The sequence below is a fragment of the Spelaeicoccus albus genome, from assembly GCF_013409065.1.
Taxonomy (GTDB): Bacteria; Actinomycetota; Actinomycetes; order Actinomycetales; family Brevibacteriaceae; genus Spelaeicoccus; species Spelaeicoccus albus.
The window spans coordinates 87,415-108,995 of record NZ_JACBZP010000001.1; the positions used below are offsets into that span (position 1 = coordinate 87,415).

Here is a 21,581-nt window from a genome sequence, read left to right on the forward strand (position 1 = left end):
CACCGCTTCGGTTTCGCCCCCGCGCAAAATACTCACCGCACCATCCAAGCAAGAACCCGCCGTGGGCGCGAATTCGGGGCGACCCGGGGACTCGGCACTTAGCCGTCGAGCCGCCAGCCCTTCGGATTCGGCCGGAACCCGGCGGCCTCCAGACTGCCGGCGAGTACCTCGGCGGAACCGCCGTCCACTTGTTCGATCGAAAGCCGTCGCACCCGGCCGCTCGTCACGACGTCGGCCAGTGACCGGCACGCGGCGTCCAACAGTCGCGGATCATCCGTGAACGTGAGCAAGGTGCGTCCACCGCGCTCGAGGTACACCGCGAGCTCGCCGCCGATCAGGACGACGAGAGCACCGGCTTTGCGTCCGGGCCGGTGCGCGGCATCGGGCCACGGCAACGCCGCGCCGTACGGATTGGCGGGGTCCGTGGCAGCCACCGTCACCGCACCGGCGTCGGCGCTTCCGGTGCCGGACCGACCATCCGACTCCGCGACGATCCGTCGCAACCGGTCGATCGTCGAGGCATCGGCGAATTGGGCTGCGCCGAGCCCTTGCACGAAATAGCCGCGGCGGGCCTTCCCTGCGTGCTCGAATTCGCTGAGGACCTTGTACGCCAGGGCGAATGCTCCGGGCACGTGTTCGGCAGTGACGGCGCCGCGGGTCACGATGCCGTGCCGGTCGAGCAGTTGCTCACAGACGGCGTGCGCGCGCACCGTCGGGTCGGACTCGGGCTCCGGCAGCAGCGACCACCGGCCCGCCGCCGTCGGAGGTCCCGCCCGCACGGACATTCCCGTGCGGCCCCTGTACATCCTGGCCCGCGGCGGCCGCGAGCGCTGCCGGTGCGTCGTCCGGCCTCCGCCGAGCAGCGCGCGCACCGGCGCGAACGTGTCATTGCCGATGAGCCCGGCCCAAAACAGATCCCAGAGCTCCGACTCGACGCCGCCGTCGGAGAGGTCGCCTGCAGCCTCCGCGATTTGCCGGAAGAAGTAGCCGCCTCCCCCGCCCAGCAAGTCGAGGATGCGCCGGCCGGCATCGGACACGTCGTCCGCGCTCCGGACCGGCAAGGACAACGGCGCCACATCGAGCGGATGCATGGCGATCCACCCGTCGCTTCCGCTCAACCGCCCGGCACCGCTGACTATCACATCGCCGGCGGACATGACCTCATCAAGCATGGCCGGCGAATACCCCGCAATGCGCGAGGGCAGGATCAATGATTCCCAGGCGGACGCCGGCAGCGGCAGACCGGCCAGTCTGTCGGCAACCGCCACGAGCTCGTCGGCGCCGCGCGGGTTTTCGCGCACGCGCGTCGTGGCGTGGCCGATACCGTGCCAGTCGATAGTGAACCTGCCAAATGCACCCTGCGGGGCCGGCTCGACCTCGCTGCGCAAAGCGGCCAGCGACCTGCGACGCAGCGTGGCCAGGACGCCGCTGTCGCACCATTCGACTCCGACCTCGCCGGGGCGGAATTCGCCGTGCACGACACGGCCGGACGACTCGAGGCGAGTCAGGGTCGCGGTCACGAATTCAATGCCGGCACCAAGGGTTTCCGCGGCCTCGTCGGCCGTGAACGGACCGTGCGTGCGCGCGTATCGGCCGATGATGTCCCCCGATGCGTCCTCAACTGGTTCCGTGAACGCGTCGGGGATACCGGCGGGCGGCCGGACGCCGAGCGCATCGCGCAGCCGGGCGGCGTCCTCGACCGCCGCACACCGCTCCTTCCCGCCGATTTGAACGATGATGGCCCGGCCGGCCGTGACGAGTTCGGTCAGCCACCGGGCCGTGCGAGCTTCGTCGGCGTCGTCGGCGCGCGCGGCGACCTCGCCCCGGGTGAGCGGGCCGAGGGTCCTGAGCAGATCGGCGACCCCTTCGACGTCCGCGATCCTACGACCCGGCGCCAGGTGTTGCAGTTCGTCCTCGGTCTGGCTGACGACGTCGGAGTCCAACAGTTCGCGCAGTTCGGCCCGCCCGAGAAGGTCCGCCAACAACGACGAATCGAGCGACAGCGCCTGTGCCCGGCGTTCGGCCAGCGGGTTGTCGCTTTCATACAGGAACGATGCCACGTACCCGAACAGCATGGCGCCGGCGAACGGCGACGCTCGCGGCGTCTCGACCTCGGCCAGTCGCAGTTCTCGCGCGGCGATGCGCCGGGACACGGCCAGCAGATTCGGCACGTCGTACACGTCGTTCATGCACTCGCGGACGGCTTCGAGCACTATGGGGAAGTCCGGGTACCGGGTGGCAACTGCCAGCAATTCGGCCGAGCGTTGGCGTTGCTGCCACAACGGCGAACGGCGTCCGGGATTGCGGCGGGGCAGAAGCAACGCGCGGGCCGCGCTTTCCCTGAATCTGGCGGCGAACAAAGCCGAATTGCCGACCTGCTCGGTGACGATGCGGTCGAGTTCGACCGGGTCGAAAACGAACAGACTTGCCCCGGGCGGGTCGTCGTCGGTATCGGGAACGCGCAGCACTATGCCGTCGTCCCCGGCCACGGCACTGCCGGCCGTGCCGTGTTTCTCGGCCAACCTGGCACCGACCGCGAGTGCCCACGGAGCGTGCACGGCCATGCCGTACGGCGAATGCAGGACGACGCGCCAGTCTCCGAGCTCATCGCGGAAGCGTTCGACGAGCAGTTCCCGGTCGGTGGGGACGAGCCCGGTCGCCGCGCGTTGTTCGCGCAGGTAGGCCACCACGTTCCCGGCTGCGCGTTCGTCCAGCCCCTGCGCCAGGCACCGCGACCGAACCGTGGCGTCGTCGCTGGCGTCGAGTTGCCGCATGAACTCGCCGAGGGCCTCACCGAGTTCGTACGGCCGTCCGAGATTGTCGCCCTTCCAAAACGGCAGCCGCCCGGGCCGGCCGAAAGCAGGGCTGACGACCACCTTGTCGTGCGTGATCTCTTCAATGCGCCAGCTCGTCGCTCCGAGCGCGAAAACGTCGCCGACGCGGGATTCGTACACCATCTCTTCGTCGAGCTCGCCGACCCGCGCGGATTTTTCGCCGGCCATGAAGACGCCATAAAGTCCACGATCGGGGATGGTGCCGCCGGACATGACAGCCAGTCGGGACGCGCCCGGCCTGCCGGTGATCGTGCCGGCATCCCGGTCCCAGAGCAACCGCGGGCGCAACTGGGCGAATTCGTCACTGGGATATTTGCCGGCCAACAGGTCAAGCGTCGAGTCGTAGGCGGATCGCGGCAAGTCGGCGTATGGGGCGCTGCGACGCACGACCCGATACCAGTCGTCGACGCCCAGCGTGTCCATTGATGCGGCGGCAATGGTGTGCTGGGCAAGGACGTCGAGCGCGTTGGCCGGCACCGTGAGTGCTTCGATTCGGCCTTCGGCCATGCGTTCGGCCGTCACTGCCGCGTGAATCAGGTCGGTGCGGTGGTTCGGGTAGATGACGCCGCGGGAGACGTCGCCGACACCGTGCCCGGAGCGGCCGACGCGTTGCAGCCCGCTGGCGACGCTCGGCGGCGACTCGACTTGGACGACGAGGTCGACCTCGCCCATGTCGATGCCCAGTTCAAGGCTGCTCGTGGCGACGACGCAACGGAGCCGTCCCGATTTCAGGTCGTCTTCGATCCCGGCACGCTGTTCCTTGCTGACCGAACCGTGGTGCGCGCGGGCCAGCACGGTGTCGGCGCCGTACGACGTACCGCTTTCGGCCATCAGTTGGGCCGGCGGGCCGGTCTCCGGGCGAGTGAATCCGGACGTGCGGGCGGCATAAATCTCGTTCAGGCGGGCAGTGAGGCGTTCGGCGAGGCGGCGCGAGTTGGCGAACACGATGGTCGAGCGTTGCTGGACGACCGCGTCCACGATGCTTTCCTCAATATGCGGCCAGATCGACCTCTTCCGGTCGTCGCCGGGCACATCGGGCAGATCGTTCATATCGTCGACGGGCACCGTGACCGTCAGGGCGAACTTCTTCCGGCTCGGCGGCGCCACGATGGTCACGGGCGCTGCCCCGCCTAAGAACCGTGCCACTTCGGCGTGCGGCCGGACCGTTGCCGACAGACCGATGCGCTGTGCCGGGCGGGCCAACAGCTCGTCGAGACGCTCGAGACTCAACGCCAAATGGGCGCCGCGTTTGTCACCGGCTACGGCGTGTACCTCGTCGACGATGACGGTCTCGACGCCGCGGAGGGTCTCACGAGCGGACGACGTGAGCATGAGATAGAGCGATTCGGGCGTCGTGATCAAGATGTCGGGCGGACGCGTAATGAGCCGGCGCCGTACGGCCGGCGGGGTGTCGCCGGAACGGATGCCGATGCTGATGGCCGGCAGGTCCGGATCGCCGGCGCGAATACCGCTCAGCGGGGCTTGCAGATTGCGTTCGACGTCGACGGCCAGGGCCTTGAGCGGCGAAATGTAGAGCACCCGGGTGCGCGGAGCGTCGTCCGGGCGCCGGGATCCCGGCGCTGAGCCGTGCGAATGCCCGGGGCCGGAGCCGTGCAGGAGCCGGTCGATCGCCCACAAGAAGGCGGCAAGCGTCTTACCCGATCCGGTTGGCGCGACGACGAGCGTGTTCGCGCCGTCCGCAATCGTTTCCCACGCGCGCCGCTGGACCTCGGTCGGTTCGCCGAAAGCACGCGTGAACCAGTCATTGACCGGAGCGGAGAACCGCGCGGGCATGCCGTTAGTCACATGACCATGCTGGCACACCGAACCGATCCCGTCGCCGTTACTGCGTTCCGCGTACGGCTCCGTTCCTTCCGCGCGGGTGTCGGTGTTCCGACGTCGGCGGGGCGACGCCGGTTAGGACAACTCCATCAGCGTCAGCGCAGTCTCGTCGGCGATTTCGTTGTCGGTGCGCTGCACGCGGCCGAGCCCGGTGCCCGCCAGCAAACCGGCGAACTCGCGGCCGGCTCGGGCGATCCGCGCCGACAGCCCCGTCTCCTCCGAGGCGCCCCAGTCCTCGGAGGACGCGTAGACACCTGTCGGAACGGCGAACGCTTGCATGTATGCGAACAGCGGGCGCATTGCCGATTCGATGGCCAGCGAGTGCCGCGGCGTGCCGCCGGTCGCCGCCAGCAGGACCGGTTTACCAATGAGCGCCGAGTTGTCCATGACGTCCATGAACATCTTGAACAGGCCGTTGTACGAGGCCTTGAAGATCGGCGAGGCAACTATCAGCCCGTCCGCCTCGGCCACGGCGTCCAGGACGGACTGCAGCTCGGGGTCGGCGTATCCGACGACGAGATTGTTGGTGATGGATTGAGCCAGCTCGCGCAGTTCGATGGTCGTGACCTGCACGTCCTGCCCGTCGGCGCGCAGCCGGCCGGTCGCGTCGTCCGCAAGCTTGTCGATCAGCAGCCTTGTGGACGACGGCTCCGACAAGCCCGCCGAGAGTGCAACGATCTTCGTCATGCGTGGTGCCTTTCTTCAATTGACTCCTGCGCCCGGCGCAATTTTCCGGTCAGCTCGCGCAGCGTGGCAAGTTCGCCGGCGTCGAGCGCATTGCTCATGTAGTGGTGAATGCTGGCCAGGTGACGTCTGCCGATCTCGCGCTGTTTCTCGGCGCCGGACGGCGTGAGCGCCACGAGCGTGCCGCGGCGGTCGCCGGCGCTCGGCGTCCGTTCGACATAGCCGGCACGCTCGAGTCGTTCGACCATCCGGCTCAGCGACGGCTGGCTGAGCAGGACGAATTCGTTCAGCTCGCCAAGGCGCATGGCGCTCTTCTCGCGGCCGGCAAGCGTGAACAGCACGTCGTATTCGCGCACCGTCAGCTCGCCCCACACGTCGTCCGCGGCAAAGCGGCGCATCAACGTCACCTGCGCCCGAAAGAGCGATTCCCAGGCGTCGCCGCTGAGCCGCGGACCGGACCGGGCGGTCATGACCGGGCTCCTACCGCGTCCGTGTGCTCGGCGGTTGCCACGGCGCCGGTCGAGTGGTCGGACGACGCTTCGGCTGTTGCCTCGGCAGCGGCCTTGCGGGCAGCGAACGTCGGGCCGTCGGGCACGTCGCCGGGCTTCAGAGCGGCGAATTCCTTGCGCAATACCGGCACGACCTCCTCGCCGAGCAGATCGAGCTGCTCCAGCACGGTCTTCAGCGGCAGCCCGGCATGATCCATGAGGAACAGCTGGCGTTGATAGTCACCGTAGAATTCGCGGAACGACAACGTCTTTTCAATGACTTGCTGCGGACTGCCAACCGTCAACGGCGTTTGCGCCGTGAAATCCTCCATCGACGGGCCGTGGCCGTAGACCGGCGCATTATCGAAGTACGGACGGAATTCGCGGACGGCGTCCTGCGAGTTCTTCCGCATGAACGCCTGGCCGCCGACGCCGACTATTGCTTGTTCGGGCGTGCCGTGGCCGTAGTGGGCGAACCGTTCCCGGTATAGGTTGATCAGCCGGATGTAGTGCTCCTTGGGCCAAAAGATGTTGTTGGCGAAAAAACCGTCGCCGTAGAACGCGGCTTGTTCGGCGATCTCGGGGCTGCGGATCGACCCGTGCCACACGAACGGCGGCACACCGTCCAGCGGTCTGGGAGTCGAGGTGAAGCCTTGGAGCGGCGTGCGGAATTTGCCGGACCAGTCGACCTTTTCGTTGCGCCAGAGCTTGTGCAGCAGCGCGTAGTTCTCGATGGTCAGCGGAATGCCTTGGCGAATGTCCTTGCCGAACCACGGGTACACCGGGCCGGTGTTGCCGCGGCCCATCATCAGGTCGACGCGGCCATCGGACAGGTGTTGGAGCATTGCGTAGTCTTCGGCGATGCGCACGGGATCGGTGGTGGTGATCAACGTCGTCGACGTCGACAGGATGATCCGCGACGTGCGCGCGGCAATATGGGCCAGCATGGTGGTCGGCGCGGACGGGATGAACGGCGGGTTGTGGTGCTCGCCGGTGGCAAACACGTCGAGGCCGACCTCTTCGGCGTGCTGGGCGATCGTCATGATCGCCTTGATGCGCTCGTGTTCACTCGGGGTGTGGCCGGTCGTCGGATCGGTCGTCACGTCACCAACCGAAAAAATGCCGATCTGCATGGGGCGCCTCCAGAAGTTAATGCGTTTGCATGGATTTATGAAGGGAGAACTGCCGGGCCGCGTGAGTTATTCCCGGCGCCGGCCGCGTCCGCGTTCTCGGTCGCTCGCCCAGTTCACGGCTCGCTCGTCTTGTTCACGACCCTGCGCAGCCACTCGGCCACTCCCGCCACGTGCACGGTGAGCAGCGAACGGACCAGCTCGGCGTCCCGCGCAGCCACGGCATCCAGGATCGCGGCGTGCTCGCCCAAGGTCCGTGCCACGGCGTGCTGTTGTGTCAGACCCCGCCATATGCGCGCCCGGACCGTCTGTCCGGCCAAGAGTTCGAGCTGACCGGCCAGATACGAATTGCCGGAAGCCTCCGAGAGCACACGATGGAACCGGACGTCGTGGCTGACCAGTTCTTCGACGCCGGTGGACTCGTCCACGCCGTCCATGGTGGCCCGCAGCCGTTCGACCTCGTCGTCGCTGATCCGGACGGCGGCCATGGCGCCGGCGGCCGGCTCCAGGATGCGGCGGACTTCGAACAGTTCAAGGATCGAGCGATCCTGATAGAGATCGACCACGAAGCCGACCGCATCGGCCAGCAGGCCCGGCTCGAGACTCGTGACATAGGTGCCGTCGCCGCGACGGACGTCGAGCACCCGCACGAGATCAAGAGCCTTGACGGCTTCGCGCAGCGAATTCCGAGACAATCCCAGCCGCTCGCTCAGCTCCTTTTCCGGAGGCAGCCGGTCGCCCGGACGCAACTCGCCGGACAAAATCATGCCCTTGATCTTCGTGATCGCGTCATCGGTAAGCGCCATGGACGCGATTCTACCGATTGGTCGGATGTTTCGTCGGGTGTCGCGTGATGCATCCGACATCCGGCGGCGTACTATGCGTTTGTCGATAGTAGAGCAATGTAATTCCCCAACTCGGTCAGTAAGGACACTCCGACATGTCTTCGGAAGCCACGCACGCGCCAAAAGAGACGTGGAACGGCGCACAACGCAGCACATTATTCGCCGGCGTAGGAAGCTGGACGCTCGACGCGTTCGACTACTTCATCCTGGTATTCGTCCTGGACGCGGTTGCGCACGGATTCGACGCGAGCATCACCGCCGTCTCGTTGGCCATCACGCTGACCCTTGTGATGCGGCCGGTCGGGGCGCTCATCTTCGGTGCCGTCGCCGAGAAAATTGGCCGCAAACCCGTCTTGATGATCAACATCGTCATATTCGCCGTCATCGAGTTGCTCACCGCACTCGCTCCGAACTTGGAGACGTTCCTGACGCTACGCGTGATCTACGGCGTCGCCATGGGCGGCATCTGGGGTGTCGCTTCGGCGCTGACCATGGAGACGATCCCCCAACATGCGCGCGGACGCGTTTCCGGCATCTTCCAAGCCGGCTATCCGCTCGGCTACCTCATCGCATCAATCGTTTTCGGTCTCTGCTTCGACGCGATCGGATGGCGGGGCATGTTCGCGGTCGGCGTCGTCCCGCTCCTGTTGGCCGTGTTCATCTTCTTCTTCGTCAAGGAGTCCCCTGTCTGGCTGGCAGCACGCGGAACACCGGAGAAGCCAAAGAAGCCGGCCTTCTGGCCGGCCGTCGCCAAGCATTGGAAAGTGCTGATCTTCACTGTCGTCCTCATGGCCGCGTTCAACTACTTCAGCCACGGCACTCAGGACATGTACCCGACATTCCTGCAAGAGCAGCACGGATTCGGTTCGGGCACCGTCAGCGTGATCGCCATTTCGTACAATATCGCCGCCATCATTGGCGGTGTCTTGGCCGGGACCTTGTCGCAGCGGTACGGCCGCAAAAAGATCATCATGATTTTCTCGCTGCTGGCACTGCCGTGCATCCCGTTGTGGGCATTTGCGACCGGGTCGTGGGGGCTCGGCATCGGCGCGTTCCTCGTGCAGTTCATGGTGCAAGGCGCGTGGGGCGTGATTCCGGCGTACCTCAACGAGCTGATGCCCGAAGGCACCCGCGCCATTCTGCCGGGCTTCGTCTACCAGCTCGGCAACGTCATCGCTTCGCCGAACTCGGTGCTGCAGGCGTCGATCGCCAGCCACACCGGCGGCAATTACGGCCTGGCCATGGCCATCGTGGCCGGTTCGGTCGCCATCATCATCGCCGTGATGATCTACTTCGGCAAGGAGACCAAGAACACGACGTTCGTCGATCGGCCGGCTTCGGCGACGCCGTCCGGGGGTTAGCCGACGCCGGAATCCCGCACTCTCCCCGGTCGAGAGTCAGCGGCGCGTGAGGCCGCGCAGCCCGATGACCGAGGTGACTGTCCCCAGGGCCAACGAGGTGCCGATCAGGCAGGCGTGAACCTTGAGGAACGTCGTGGGGCTTCCGTCGTCGTCGAACGACCGGGCGTCCTTGTAGATCCGCGTCCAGAACCGCGGCCAGATGACCCAGTTCCATGCGCCCGCACCGATCAGCACTACCGAACTCTTCTTGCTCATGCCTCCATTGTGCAGCCGAGCGGCTGGACGTTTCCTGAGTGCCCTTTCGGACGCCGGACGCCGGGCGCGTCACGCTCCGTGCATCAGCGCCTTGTCGAACATCAATGCCAGCCCTGCCGACATCAGCCCGAGGAGGCCCAACGCCCAGAAGACCATTTCGATATTGTGCCCAACCCACAGGCCGACGACGAAAACGAGCAACGCGCCGACGCCGTTGGCGAATCCCAACGCGATCCCCGATCCCATCGAGCGGTTTTCCGGGAAGATGTCCTGCCCGAGCAACACGGTCGTCGATCCGGTCAGGAAGAACGCGATGCCCAGGAGGGCTGCCGATATCCACGCCCACGGCCCCATCAAATAGACGCTCGGCACGATCAGCACGGCACCTGCCACGGCCGACACGACGAGAACGAGCCGCGTGCCGAACCGGTCGGTCAGATGACCGCCCCAGAGATTGCCGATCACCCCGACCGTCGTCATGGTCGTAATGATCGACGCGCCGACCACGAGCGATCCGCCGCGCTGGTCCCACAGAATGGGGACGAAGGTGACGAACGAGTAAATGGAGAGCGTGCGAATGCCCTGATAGCCGATCAACAGTGTCATCGGCCGGGCATGTTCACTCATCCGGATGGCGTGGCCGTTCTGCTTCTTTGGCGGAAGCGCCGGCATGAACCGCAATACGAAGGGCGCCGTGACGATCCCGGGCACGGCGATGACCCAGAGATTGGCCAAGCCGGCGCTCGAGACGATCAGGCTGGCCGCGGTCGGCCACAGCCCGCGGCCGATTTCGCCGCCGACGAGAAACACCGAGGTCAACAGGCCCTTCTTACCGGCAAGCATGCTGCGCACGCCGGCGAGCGCTTGCGGATGGAAAAACGCGTTGCCCACGCCGATCAACACCAGCAGGACGATCAGCAGCCAGGTTGACTGGACCACGCCGATCAAGCCGCCGCCGATCGACGTCATCAACAGGCCGATGACCACGAGGCTGCGGCCGCCGAGGCGGTCGGCGAGCCTGCCGGTGAGCGGCTGCAGAACTTGGCCGATTGTCAGGGCCGTGACAAGCACCCCGGCCATTTGCACCGGCTCCCCGAGCGTGGCCAGCACGGCCGGCAGGACGCCGGGCAGGTAGTTCGATGCGCCGTCGTTGAGCAGGTGCGCCCAGCTCAGCCCAAAGAGGCGTCGGCGGAATTTGGGTGCCGGATTCGCCTCTTGCACGCTGCTCATCCGGCTGCTCCCCCTTCACTGCACATCGCGATGCCTCGCCGGTCGGATGCCGGTCGGATGAAAAAGGCCCCGCCGGTCCCTTGAACATCAAGAGAAGGCGGGGCCTCGTGGCGGTAGCGGTGGGATTTGAACCCACGGTGCGCTGTTAACGCACACAACATTTCGAGTGTTGCACCTTCGGCCGCTCGGACACGCTACCGCCGACAAGGCTATATGAAACACCCCCGCACTGCCCAATCGGGGGATTCCGGGCCGACTCCGCCGCCGTCCCGCCGGGCCAGCAGCGAGGCCACCAATCGGGCCATCATTCGGGCTTATCGGCGTGCCGCAAAGAAATCGGTGAGCACCCGCCCACACTCGCCCGCCCGCACGCCGGGGATCACCTCAACCCAGTGATTGGCGCGTTTGTCGCGGACGACGTCCCACACACTTCCGGTCGCGCCGGCCTTCTCGTCCCACGCGCCCAGCACGATGCGCTCGACTCGCGCCGATAACGCTGCACCGGCGCACATGAGACACGGCTCGAGGGTGACGACGAGAGTGCACCCGGTGAGCCGCCATGAGCGGAGGTGCGCTGCGGCCCGGCGAAGCGCGATGATTTCGGCGTGTGCCGTCGGGTCGCCGAGTTCTTCGCGTTGGTTGTGGCCGGTGCCGACGATCTCGCCGGCCTCCGACACCACGACGGCGCCCACCGGGACGTCGCCGGTGCGGCTCGCGGCCGAGGCCTCGGTCAGTGCCGCACCCATCCAGGCCACGTGACGGCGCGCGGGCGGCATTTCCGCACTCACGCTCACCGCAGAGCGTCGAGCAGTTCGCTGAATCCGACGGTTTCGCCGATCTCGGTGAGCACTTGCCCCGGATCTTCGGAATGCTCTTCAACGAGGGCGCAGAGTTTTTCACCATCGATACCGCGCGCTTCCAACACGTCGATATCGCCGCCCCATTCGGCGGGGGTATTGACGCTCAAGACAGCGGTAGCCGACGTCTGATCCTCTTCGTCCTCGTCGTCGGGCTCCGCCGGGTCCTGCTCGACGTCGTCATCGGGTTCCTCGTCGGCGTCGAAATCCCTGGCCGGCACGCCGATATAGTCCGCCAGGACGTCGACGAACGTGCTCCGGGCGGCGGCATGCACGTCGGAGACGAACACCTTGGCATCGTCGTCCGACCTGGCGCGCACCAGCGCGAACCACTCGTCTTCGTGTTCGATCACGGCTACGGTGTCGAGCCCGTCGCACGAGACAGTTCGCATCGTGTCGACGAGATCCTCCATATCGGCCGAGTCCATCGGATCCACGTCTCTGGCCCGCCAGCCGTCGCCGGTATCCGCGAGCACTGCAGTGAAGTACGACATAAGCCCATGATCGCCCAAATACCGCTATTCGGAAACACTCGACGCGCACAGGCAGGTGTTTTTCCGTGGACGGCCGACCGCCGAGGCCCGGTTCACGCCGCGCTACCGGGCCGCAGTCGCCGTCCAACGGCTTCCGTTGCGCCCGATCTCGATCGGGAACTCGAACGCGCGGGAAACCCGCTCGGTGGTGAGCACGTCGTCGACCGGGCCGGTCGCCATGATCCTGCCGTGCCCGATCAGCATGGCGTGCGTGGTGCTGGGCGGGAGCTCTTCCAGATGGTGCGTCACGAGCACGCTGGACAGGTCGGGCCGCGCTTTGTGCACGGCATCGATGCTTGCGATGAGTTGTTCGCGCGCCGCAACGTCCAGGCCGGTGGCCGGCTCGTCGAGCAAGAGCAGTTCCGGATCCGGCATCAGCGCGCGGGCGATCAGCGTCCGGCCCCGCTCGCCCTGGGACAACACCGACCAATCGGCGTCGGCACGGCCGTCCACGTGCAACACGGACAACTGCGCGTGCGCCCGTTCGAGTTCCTCGTCGGTCGGCTCCCAACGCGGTTTCATCAGGACAGTGCCGGTGATGCCGGTCAGGACGACGTCGAGCATCGTCATCCGTCCGCGCACCGGATGGCGCGGGTCAACATGCCCGATATGCCTGCGCAATTCGAATACGTCGACGCGGCCCATCCGATGGTTCAGCATCGTCGCGGTGCCGCGGGTCGGGTGCACATGCGCACCGACGATACTGAGCAGCGTCGACTTGCCGGCGCCGTTGGGGCCGAGCAAAGTCCAATGTTCGCCGGCCCGAACCGTTGCCGACACCCCGTCGAGCAACGTCGACCCATTGCGTTCCAGGTCGACGGCGTCGATATCGATGACTATGCCGTTCCGGTCCGGCCCAAACGGAACCGATGCGGCGGGTGCTGCAGTGGGCGCGGCCTCGGGCGAGGCGGCGATGGTGCGGGCGTCGGGCAACGTGTCTCCTTTTCGGCGCGACCGTCGATTTCGGCGTGACCAGCGGTGTACAGCCGTTGCCGGTGACAAGGTACATTGGCATCCATGCGCTTGCACATCGCCGATCATCCGCTCATTTCCCACAAACTTACTGTGTTGCGCGATCGGACGACCGACTCGCCCACATTCCGGAGACTCGCCGACGAGCTCGTCACATTGCTGGCCTACGAGGCCACCCGCGAGGTCCACGTCGAACCGCGCGAGATCACCACCCCCGTCACCGAGATGACCGGGGTGCGGATTGCCGATCCCCGGCCGCTCGTCGTCCCGATTCTCCGCGCCGGCTTGGGAATGCTCGAAGGCATGACGCGGCTTGTGCCGACGGCCGAGGTGGGGTTCCTCGGCATGGTTCGCGACGAAGAGACGCTCACCGCCACCACGTACGCCGAACGGCTCCCCGATGACCTGTCCGGCCGGCAGATCTTCGTCCTCGACCCGATGCTGGCCACCGGCGGCACCCTGGCGGCGGCTATCCGATTCCTGCTCGATCGGGGCGCACGGGACGTCGTCGCCATCTGTTTGCTGACCGCACCGGAGGGCGTGCGGTTGATCGAGACCACGTTCGGCCAAAGCGCGAACGTCACGATCGTGACGGCGGCGTTGGACGAGCGGCTGAACGAGAAGGGGTACATCGTGCCCGGTCTCGGGGACGCCGGCGACCGCCTTTACGGAGTCGTCTAACTTCGACTCCCGGGTCGGACGGCGCGGGTGCTCACGATGCAAGACGATCGTGCCGAGTGCTTGCGCCGGACCGGAAAGTACAGCAGAATCAAGACTGTGTCAGGACAACAGCCGACCACGATGATGGTCATGATGCCGCGCGCTATGATGCTCAGCGCCTGCGGCTGCTGTTGCTGTCTCTCCATCAAGTAGACACAACGTGCTGCGCCAGCCGCAGGCGGACTTCTCTCCCGCAGCCGTCGATTTTTTCAAGACCTCTTGACATCGCACGGAGAACACCATGAGCATTGCAACGGCAATTTCCCACCCCACGACTCGTACGTCCACCGCGGCACGCCGCTGGCGGACATCGCCGGACGGCGTCAAGCGCTTGTCCGGCCGCAGCGCCGCCCCGCTACGGGCAGTCCCGGCTGATGCGCGCACGCTCGCGCCGGCCGGAGTCACGCAGTCTCAGCGCGCTGCCCGCGGCATCGTCCTGTACGTTGGCCTCGATGAGGAGACGGCGGGCGCGAGCGGCACCAATTTGACGGCGGTCGCCGCCGAATTGCAGCGCTATGCCCGCGAACTCGTCGCCGAAGCGCAAACCCAGACTGTCATCGCCCTGGCGCCGGAAGGCCGCGGCACGGATTTGGATGCCGTACGCGCCGTCGTCAGCGGCTCGCCTGCGGCCACCGGCGGGGAGGCTACCGCCCACGGTCCGGTGCGATCCCGCATTCCGGGACGGGTTGCGCCGCCGCAACGCAGTGCGGCCCCCGCACGCGGGCACGTCCCGAACGAGGGCCTGCTCATCGACGCGCCTCGCCGCGAAGTGCATATCGACGGGGCGGCCGTGGAGTTGACGTACAAGGAATTCGAGCTGTTGACCCATTTGGTGAACGCCGAGTCCCGCACGGTCAGCCGCGACGACCTGATCGATGCGCTGTGGTCGGACGGCGAGTCCGCGCCGACGGCCCGAACCATCGACGTGCACGTACGCCGGTTGCGCAGCAAACTCGGCGGCTATGCCTCGATAGTCCGCACCATCCGCGGCGGCGGCTACCGTTATGACGCCCATCCGGACGTCGTGGTGTGGCAAGCCGTCGCGCGCTCGTCCCGGTAGATCACGCGCCCGTCTTCCGCGTGGGACGCCGTACGATTGCCGCATGAGTCCTCTTGAAGCCTCGATCACGGCATGGCACGAGTCGGCCGATCGGATCATTACCCTCGGCGCCGCGATGTCCGACGACGATTGGCTGCTGCCCACGGATTGTCCCGGGTGGTCCGTCGGCGACATCGTTGCGCATCTGACGCACTTGGAATCGCTGCTCACGACCGAGCCGCACCCGGCCGATACCTACGACGGTTCGATTCATGCCGAAGTTGGGCCCCGGTACACCGAGTCGGGAGTGGACTCATACCGCGATCAACCCCCGGCTCACGTCCGGGATGAGTTCGCGGCAGCGACGACTGCGGCCCGAACCGTGTTGACGTCTCTCCCGGCCGACCCGGACGCCGTCGCCCCGGCACGTCCGCCGGGCACCGAATGGTCGTGGCGAACGCTACTGCGCAACCGCGCGATCGACCTTTTCGTGCATGAACAAGACCTGCGGCGCGCGCTCGGCCGGCCCGGCGGCTGGGACGGTACGGCGGCCCGGTTCACGCTGTCGTATTTCGCTTCGGCCATGCCCTTCGTCGTCGGGAAGAAGGTGAAGCCCCCGGCGCGGACGACTGTGGTGTGGAACGTCGACGGGGACGTCGCCTTTGAAACCGGAGTGATCATGGGCACCGACGGCAGGGCCCGCAGCGCCGACCCCCTCCCGCACAATCCGACCGTAAGACTGGGCACCGATTCCGAAGGCTTTTTAGTGCTGTGCGCCGGCCGTCGCTCTCCCGACCAGGTGCCCGTCGACATCGCCGGGGACCACCGGCTCGCCTCGGACGTCCTCACGGCAATGCGGATCACCCCGTAACGAAGCTCCGCCCGGCGGCCCGTCCGCCGGCCGGTTTATCGGGCACTCATCGCACGATTCACGACGGAACTCGATAGGTTAGGCGTATGGACGCTCCCCTGGATGATTTGGAAACCGGTGCCCCGGCCGAGCATGCGCATCGGACGACCTGGGCGGCCGGCGTCCTGCGTCGATGGATCGGGGCCGGACGGCTGAAGCCTGCCATGAAGCTGTCGGAGTATTCGCTGGCAGCCACGCTGCACGTATCGCGCAATACGCTGCGGGAGGCGTTCACGGTGCTGGCCGGGGAATCGATCATCACGCGGATTCCGAACCGCGGCGTGTACGTGGCAGCGCCGAACGCCGACGATGTGCGCGAAATGTACAAGGTTCGCCGGATGGTCGAACCCGCCGCGGTGTTATGGGGCCCGGGAAGCGTGGCCCGCGAGGTCGAAGCCATGGAAGCGGCAATCGAACGCGCGCGCATCGCCAGGGAGTCGAATCTGGTACCGGACATGGCGGGCGCCAATAATGATTTCCATCGCGCCGTGGTCGCGCTCAGCGGCAGCGCCGATCTGCAAAACCTGATGGTGCGAACGTTGGCGCAAATGCGGCTGGTCTTCCATGCCATGTCATCGATCCCCGATTTCCACAGCCATTATGTCGAGCGCAACGCCGAACTCGTGGAGTTGATCAAATCGGGTGACAGGCCCCGCGCCGCGGACGTCTTGCGGGAGTATCTCGACATTTCGGAGGCCGAGCTGTTGGAACACATGTCCGGCGAGGGCAGCTGACGGCCGCCTGCACCCCTTCATCCCGCGCCGCACCCTCGCAAAACGCGCCGCGACGGATAGCCCGCCCCGTCATGACGGGGCGTTCCCGACGGCGCGGCGCGTTTTGCGAAAATGGCGGATCAAGGCACCTGGTAGTCGGCATCCCGCGCGTCGGTGATCAGCATGTGCCCGGGAGCGTGCGAGATGGCCAGCGGAGGGCGCGATTCCATCACTGCGGCTTGCGGCGTCACACCGCACGCCCAAAACACCGGGATCGACCCGTCCGGAATGCGCACGGGATCGCCGAAGTCCGGGCGGGACAAGTCGGCAATACCGAGATCGCGCGGATTGCCGACATGCACGGGAGCGCCGTGCACGGCGGGATACCGGCTCGTGATGCGGACGGCGTCGGCGACTTGCGCAGCCGGGATCGGACGCATCGAAACCACCAACGGGCCCGCTATTTGTCCGGCCGGGGCGCACCGTCGGGCAGTCGAGTACATGGGCACGTTGACGCCCTGATCGATGTGGGCCATTCGGATTCCCGTGTCCACCAGCGCCGTCTCGAAGGTAAAGCTGCAGCCGACGATGAAGGTCACGAGATCGTCGCGCCAATAGTCGGTGATCTCGGTGGGCTCTGCCGTCTTCTTACCGTCCGAGTACACGACGTAGCGGGGCGCATCGGTGCGGATGTCGCCGCCGGTCAGCAACGGCCCGCTGGTCTGCCCGGCGTCCAGCACGCCGAGGATCGGGCACGGCTTCGGATTGCGCTGGGCGAAGAGCAGCACGTCGAAGGCGATATCGCGCGGCACGATGATGAGGTTGGCTTGGGCGTATCCGCGCGCCCAGCCGGACGTCGGGACGGCAACTCCCCGCGCAAACAGCGACCGCGCTTCGGACGGCGTGAGGGCGCCGGGGTCGTCGGGCAGATCCACCGCGCTCACGCCCACAGCGATTCGAGGCCGGATATCGAGTTCCAGCCCAAATAGATTGTCAGCAGCCAAGCGAGGACGCCGGCGATCAGCAGCCATTTCGGATACTTGTATCCCTGCAGCAGATCGCGCCGTCGCCACGCCGCGTACAGCAGGACCGCAAGCCCGATGGGCAGGATCAATCCGTTGAACGCTCCGGCAAAGATGAGCAGCGTTTGCGGGGTCTGGCCCAACACGGCAAACAAAATCGTGCACACGACGATGAAAACCACCGTGAGCAAGTTGCGCACCCTCGGGCTGGTCTTCGAACTCGTCACGAACGACACCGACGTGTACGAGGCGCCGATGACCGAGCTGATGGCCGCGGCCCACAGGACCACGCCGAACACGCGCATGCCGATCTCGCCGGCCGCAGCCTTGAACGCATCGGCTGCCATATTGTTGCCCGACAACGCGACGCCGCCGGCCACGACGCCGAAGATCGCCAAGAACAAGAGCACTCGCATGATGCCGGTGATGATCACGCCGATGACCGACGTCGTAGCGATGCTGCGCATGTTCTCCGGGCCGGAATATCCGGAATCGACCATGCGGTGCGCGCCGGCATACGTGATGTACCCGCCGACCGAGCCGCCAATGAGGGTGGTGATGATGAGGAAGTCGATCTTGTCGGGCATGACCGTGTTCTTCAATGCCTCGCCGACCGGCGGCGCCGACACGATTGCCACGTAGAGCATCAACAGGATCATGATGGCGCCGAGGATCACGATGATCCGGTCGAGCGCCACGCCGGCGCGTTTGCTGAGGAAGATCAAGGCGGCTACGACGGCCGAGATGATACCGCCGATTGTCGTATTGGCCCCGAACATGGCATTGGTGCCGAGCCCGGTGCCCGCGATATTGCCGATGTTGAAGACGAGGCCGCCAATGAACACCAGCACGGCAAGCACCCAGCCGACGCCGGGCAGTACCTTGTTGCCGATTTCCTGGGCGCGGATTCCTGCCGCTCCGACGATGCGCCACACGTTCATCTGGATGCAGATGTCGAGGAGCACCGAAATCAAGATGGCAAACGCGAACGCCGCGCCGAGTTGCACGGTGAACACCGTGGTTTGGGTGATGAACCCGGGGCCGATACAGCTGGTGGCCATGAGAAACATGGCGCCCAAGTACGCGGTGCGCCGCGCGCCTTTTTTGCCGGACGGCGCGCCGCCCGCGGCTTGTCGATCGGCGCGCTCCATTCCGCCGGTGCCCGCTCCATCGGAGCTGGGTTGATTGGAACCGGGTCGATTGGTGCTCGGTCCGTCAGTGCTCGGTCCGTCAGTGTCCATGAGCGTTCCCCAGAGAGATAGTGACTGCAATCACATCGACACTACAGTTGTTGAACAATCCGCGCAAGGATATTGTTCAACAACTTTGGGGTGTTGGAGTCTTACCGGTCGTCAGTCTCCGACCACGAGCGTGGCGTCGCCGACGACGCGAGCCGTGTCCTTGGCCACAAGATCATCGAGTACCCGCACCACGACGCCCATCGAATCGTCGGTTTCCACGACGACCGGATGAGTGGCGGCCAGCTGCCCCAAGAGGGCGAGCACGTCGTCCGCGTTACCCGAGATGTCGTCGTGATCGGCAGTGCCAAGCAGCAACTGCGTCGGAAGTTCGCTGCCTTCTTCGGCGTAGCTGACGGCGAACGAGCGCAATTCGCGGTTCCGGCGCAACACCGCGGCGCCGCGGGCGCCTGCTTCCTCGGACAAGAACACGGCATTGACGCGCCCCAGCCCGAGATCGGCCGGCGGGTCCCAGTGGTGGATGCGCCGGTACCACGACCACAAGGCTTCGGTCAGTTCGACGCTGCCGGTCGCCACTACTTCAATATCGAGGTCGGTGTTTTCAAAGTCCTCGGGGCCGGCAACGGGCAGCACCCCGGCCGGTACCTCGATCATGCGCGAGCGCTCGAGCACCGCAAACCCGTGCCGGGACGCGAACTGCTCGCCCGGCGTCCCGACCGAGACCTTGGCGCGCAATCGTCGTCCGCTGAAACCGGCGTCGTCCGCCGCGGCGCGCAGTGCCCCGAGAATGCGGGAGCCGAGGCCGCCGCGCCGCTCTTCCCTCGTCACCTCGACGTAGACCCAGAGCCGCTCCGGGTGCACCGTCGATTCGGCCACGAATCCAGCCGCGACCGGCAGTCCGTCACGCTGCGCGACGATGGTGCGGCGGAACGGCGAGTCCGCATCCTCCGCCAGTCCGGCTCGGGATGCGGCGAGTTCGGGCGCATCGGCATCACTCCACAATTGCCCCAGCGCGAGATCGTCGCCGCTCTGCCACGGGCGAAGTTCGATTTCCGGCACGGATCCTCCTTAGGCGATAGACCACGCCAGCCTACCGCCGGGCGCGCGCCGCCGCCTCTCCCCTACCCTTGAACGGTGGCACATCTGCTCGGGGCCGAGGCCCTCCACCTGGACTATCCGACCAAGGTCGTACTCGATTCCGTCACCATCGGCGTGAACGAGGGCGACAGGATCGGCATCGTCGGCCGCAACGGCGACGGCAAATCGAGCCTGCTGAATCTGCTTTCCGGCCGCGTGACTCCGGACGGCGGGCGGGTCACGTCACGGGGCGGAACCCGCATCGGCATGCTCGATCAAGCCGACGTCCTGGACGGGTCGCTGACGGTCCGGGAGACGATCGTCGGGGATCGTCCGCATTACGAGTGGGCCGGCGACGCCCGGGTGCGCGACGTCCTGGCCGGGCTGGTCAGCGACGTCCCGTGGGAAGGCACCGTCGCGTCGCTCAGCGGCGGGCAGCGGCGTCGTACCGCGCTGGCCGCCCTGCTGGTGGGCGACTGGGACATCCTGATTCTCGACGAGCCGACGAACCATTTGGACGTCGAGGGCATCACATGGCTTGCCGCGCACTTGAAACGCCGCTGGACGCCGTCCACCGGGGCGCTGTTGGTCGTCACCCACGACCGGTGGTTCCTCGACGAGGTCTGCAATGCGACATGGGAGGTGCACGACCGCATCGTCGAACCGTTCGAAGGCGGTTACGCGGCATATATCCTCCAGCGCGTCGAACGCGACAGGCAGGCCGCCGCCGCCGAATCGAAGCGGCAGAATCTGATGCGCAAGGAACTCGCTTGGCTGCGGCGCGGCCCGCCCGCACGCACGTCGAAGCCGAAATTCCGCATCGATGCGGCAAATCAGCTGATCGCGGGCGAGCCGCCGGCGCGCGACACGGTCCAGCTGACGCAAATGGCGACGGCCAGGCTCGGCAAGGACGTCGTCGACCTACTGGATGTCAGCGTGTCCTACGGCGACCGGGAAGTACTGCGGAACGTCGAATGGCGGATCGCACCCGGTGAGCGCACGGGAATTCTCGGCGTCAACGGCGCCGGCAAGTCGACGCTGCTGCACCTCATCACCGGCCGGATCGACCCGACGTCGGGCCGGGTCAAACGCGGCAAAACCGTCAAAGTCGTCACCCTGACGCAGCGCCTGGCCGAACTTGACGACATCGCCGCCGAACGGTTGAGCGATGTCATCGCGACCAAACGCAGCTCGTACGTGGCGGGCGGAAAAGAGCTGACGCCGACCCAGTTGCTCGAGCGGCTCGGCTTCACCAGCGCACAATTGTCGACCCCCGTCAAAGACCTGTCCGGAGGTCAGCAACGCCGTCTTCAACTGCTGTTGATCCTGTTGGACGAGCCGAACGTACTGGTGCTGGACGAGCCGACGAACGATTTGGACACCGACATGCTCGCAGCCATGGAGGACCTGCTGGACTCGTGGCCGGGCACCCTGGTGGTCGTCTCGCACGACAGATATTTCCTCGAACGCGTCACCGACCAGCAGTACGCGATCCTGCACGGCCGGCTTCGCCATCTTCCCGGCGGCGTCGAGGAGTTCTTGCGACTCGACAAGTCGGTCACGCACGAGCGCACCTCCGGCGAGTCCGGGGCAAGCGGCGGGGCCGGAGACGCCAACACGGCGTCCGGCGCCTCCGCCACGCTGTCGAACGCGGAATCGCGTGCCGTGACCAAGGAACTCTCCGCCATCGACCGAAAGCTCGGCAAGCTGTCCGACCGGATCGATGCGGCGCACCACGACATCGCCGAACACGACCAGACCGATTTCGTCGGCCTGGCCGAGAAGACTGCAGCGCTGCAAAAGCTCGAGGACGACGTCGCCGAGCTGGAAACGCGTTGGCTCGAGTTGTCCGAACGGCTCGACTGACCGC

At 66.3% G+C, this 21,581-nt stretch carries 19 protein-coding genes and 1 tRNA gene; 6 read left to right on the plus strand and 14 right to left on the minus strand.

Annotated elements, in window-relative coordinates:
* Positions 1 to 98 precede the first annotated feature (98 nt).
* From BJY26_RS00395 to BJY26_RS00415, 5 genes are all read right to left on the minus strand, one after another.
* Positions 99 to 4,628, minus strand: coding sequence for an ATP-dependent helicase (locus BJY26_RS00395; RefSeq protein ID WP_179429676.1), 4,530 nt, complete (start codon positions 4,626 to 4,628; stop codon positions 99 to 101).
* Between the two features lie 123 nt (positions 4,629 to 4,751).
* On the minus strand, positions 4,752 to 5,363 hold the full coding sequence (locus BJY26_RS00400; RefSeq protein WP_179424711.1) for an FMN reductase: 612 nt from the start codon (positions 5,361 to 5,363) through the stop codon (positions 4,752 to 4,754).
* Positions 5,360 to 5,830 (minus strand): MarR family winged helix-turn-helix transcriptional regulator, encoded by a 471-nt coding sequence (locus tag BJY26_RS00405; RefSeq protein WP_179424713.1) that lies wholly within the window; start codon positions 5,828 to 5,830, stop codon positions 5,360 to 5,362. The genes BJY26_RS00400 and BJY26_RS00405 overlap by 4 nt, the downstream gene beginning before the upstream one ends.
* Positions 5,827 to 6,981, minus strand: coding sequence for an LLM class flavin-dependent oxidoreductase (locus tag BJY26_RS00410; RefSeq protein ID WP_179424715.1), 1,155 nt, complete (start codon positions 6,979 to 6,981; stop codon positions 5,827 to 5,829). Before BJY26_RS00410 ends, BJY26_RS00405 begins: the two co-directional genes overlap by 4 nt.
* A 113-nt stretch (positions 6,982 to 7,094) precedes the next feature.
* On the minus strand, positions 7,095 to 7,784 hold the full coding sequence (locus BJY26_RS00415; RefSeq protein WP_179424717.1) for a FadR/GntR family transcriptional regulator: 690 nt from the start codon (positions 7,782 to 7,784) through the stop codon (positions 7,095 to 7,097).
* Between the two features lie 134 nt (positions 7,785 to 7,918).
* Here BJY26_RS00415 and BJY26_RS00420 point away from each other — a divergent pair, with 134 nt between their 5' ends.
* Positions 7,919 to 9,184, plus strand: a complete 1,266-nt coding sequence (locus BJY26_RS00420; protein WP_179424719.1) for an MFS transporter — start codon at positions 7,919 to 7,921, stop codon at positions 9,182 to 9,184.
* Between the two features lie 36 nt (positions 9,185 to 9,220).
* Here BJY26_RS00420 and BJY26_RS00425 read toward each other — a convergent pair whose 3' ends face one another.
* The 6 genes from BJY26_RS00425 to BJY26_RS00450 form a co-directional block, all read right to left on the minus strand.
* Positions 9,221 to 9,439: an SCO4848 family membrane protein gene (locus tag BJY26_RS00425; protein WP_179424721.1), complete on the minus strand. Its 219-nt coding sequence runs from the start codon at positions 9,437 to 9,439 to the stop codon at positions 9,221 to 9,223.
* Between the two features lie 69 nt (positions 9,440 to 9,508).
* Positions 9,509 to 10,669, minus strand: a complete 1,161-nt coding sequence (locus BJY26_RS00430; RefSeq protein WP_179424723.1) for an MFS transporter — start codon at positions 10,667 to 10,669, stop codon at positions 9,509 to 9,511.
* A gap of 108 nt (positions 10,670 to 10,777) precedes the next feature.
* Positions 10,778 to 10,868, minus strand: a tRNA-Ser gene (locus tag BJY26_RS00435).
* A gap of 115 nt (positions 10,869 to 10,983) precedes the next feature.
* Positions 10,984 to 11,445 carry a tRNA adenosine(34) deaminase TadA gene (gene tadA, locus BJY26_RS00440; RefSeq protein ID WP_179424725.1) on the minus strand — a complete coding sequence of 154 codons (462 nt, stop codon included), beginning with the start codon at positions 11,443 to 11,445 and terminating at the stop codon, positions 10,984 to 10,986.
* Between the two features lie 14 nt (positions 11,446 to 11,459).
* On the minus strand, positions 11,460 to 12,020 hold the full coding sequence (locus BJY26_RS00445; protein WP_179424727.1) for a tRNA adenosine deaminase-associated protein: 561 nt from the start codon (positions 12,018 to 12,020) through the stop codon (positions 11,460 to 11,462).
* A gap of 102 nt (positions 12,021 to 12,122) precedes the next feature.
* The gene (locus BJY26_RS00450; protein ID WP_237248874.1) at positions 12,123 to 12,992 is read right to left on the minus strand and encodes an ABC transporter ATP-binding protein; all 870 of its coding nucleotides are present in this window, start codon (positions 12,990 to 12,992) and stop codon (positions 12,123 to 12,125) included.
* An 84-nt stretch (positions 12,993 to 13,076) separates the two neighbouring features.
* On the opposite strand from BJY26_RS00450, the gene upp reads away from it, so the two are divergent.
* The 4 genes from upp to BJY26_RS00470 all read left to right on the plus strand — a co-directional run bounded on the left by upp (position 13,077) and on the right by BJY26_RS00470 (position 16,434).
* Entirely contained in the window at positions 13,077 to 13,712 is a 636-nt protein-coding gene (gene upp / locus BJY26_RS00455) for a uracil phosphoribosyltransferase (RefSeq protein ID WP_179424731.1), read from the plus strand.
* 280 nt (positions 13,713 to 13,992) lie between these two features.
* Entirely contained in the window at positions 13,993 to 14,811 is an 819-nt protein-coding gene (locus BJY26_RS00460) for a winged helix-turn-helix domain-containing protein (protein WP_179424733.1), read from the plus strand.
* Positions 14,812 to 14,854: 43 nt separating this feature from the next.
* Positions 14,855 to 15,661, plus strand: coding sequence for a maleylpyruvate isomerase family mycothiol-dependent enzyme (locus tag BJY26_RS00465; protein ID WP_179424735.1), 807 nt, complete (start codon positions 14,855 to 14,857; stop codon positions 15,659 to 15,661).
* 86 nt (positions 15,662 to 15,747) lie between these two features.
* Positions 15,748 to 16,434: a GntR family transcriptional regulator gene (locus BJY26_RS00470; RefSeq protein WP_179424737.1), complete on the plus strand. Its 687-nt coding sequence runs from the start codon at positions 15,748 to 15,750 to the stop codon at positions 16,432 to 16,434.
* A gap of 119 nt (positions 16,435 to 16,553) precedes the next feature.
* Here the strand turns inward: BJY26_RS00470 and BJY26_RS00475 are convergent, their stop codons facing one another.
* The 3 genes from BJY26_RS00475 to BJY26_RS00485 all read right to left on the minus strand — a co-directional run bounded on the left by BJY26_RS00475 (position 16,554) and on the right by BJY26_RS00485 (position 19,693).
* Positions 16,554 to 17,357 carry a putative hydro-lyase gene (locus tag BJY26_RS00475; protein ID WP_237248873.1) on the minus strand — a complete coding sequence of 268 codons (804 nt, stop codon included), beginning with the start codon at positions 17,355 to 17,357 and terminating at the stop codon, positions 16,554 to 16,556.
* Positions 17,354 to 18,586: an NRAMP family divalent metal transporter gene (locus tag BJY26_RS00480; protein WP_179429677.1), complete on the minus strand. Its 1,233-nt coding sequence runs from the start codon at positions 18,584 to 18,586 to the stop codon at positions 17,354 to 17,356. The genes BJY26_RS00475 and BJY26_RS00480 overlap by 4 nt, the downstream gene beginning before the upstream one ends.
* Positions 18,587 to 18,787: 201 nt before the next feature.
* Positions 18,788 to 19,693, minus strand: coding sequence for a GNAT family N-acetyltransferase (locus BJY26_RS00485; RefSeq protein ID WP_179424741.1), 906 nt, complete (start codon positions 19,691 to 19,693; stop codon positions 18,788 to 18,790).
* Positions 19,694 to 19,768: 75 nt separating this feature from the next.
* Here BJY26_RS00485 and BJY26_RS00490 point away from each other — a divergent pair, with 75 nt between their 5' ends.
* A complete protein-coding gene (locus tag BJY26_RS00490) occupies positions 19,769 to 21,577 on the plus strand; it encodes an ABC-F family ATP-binding cassette domain-containing protein (RefSeq protein WP_179424743.1) in 1,809 nt (602 codons plus the stop codon).
* Positions 21,578 to 21,581 lie beyond the last annotated feature (4 nt).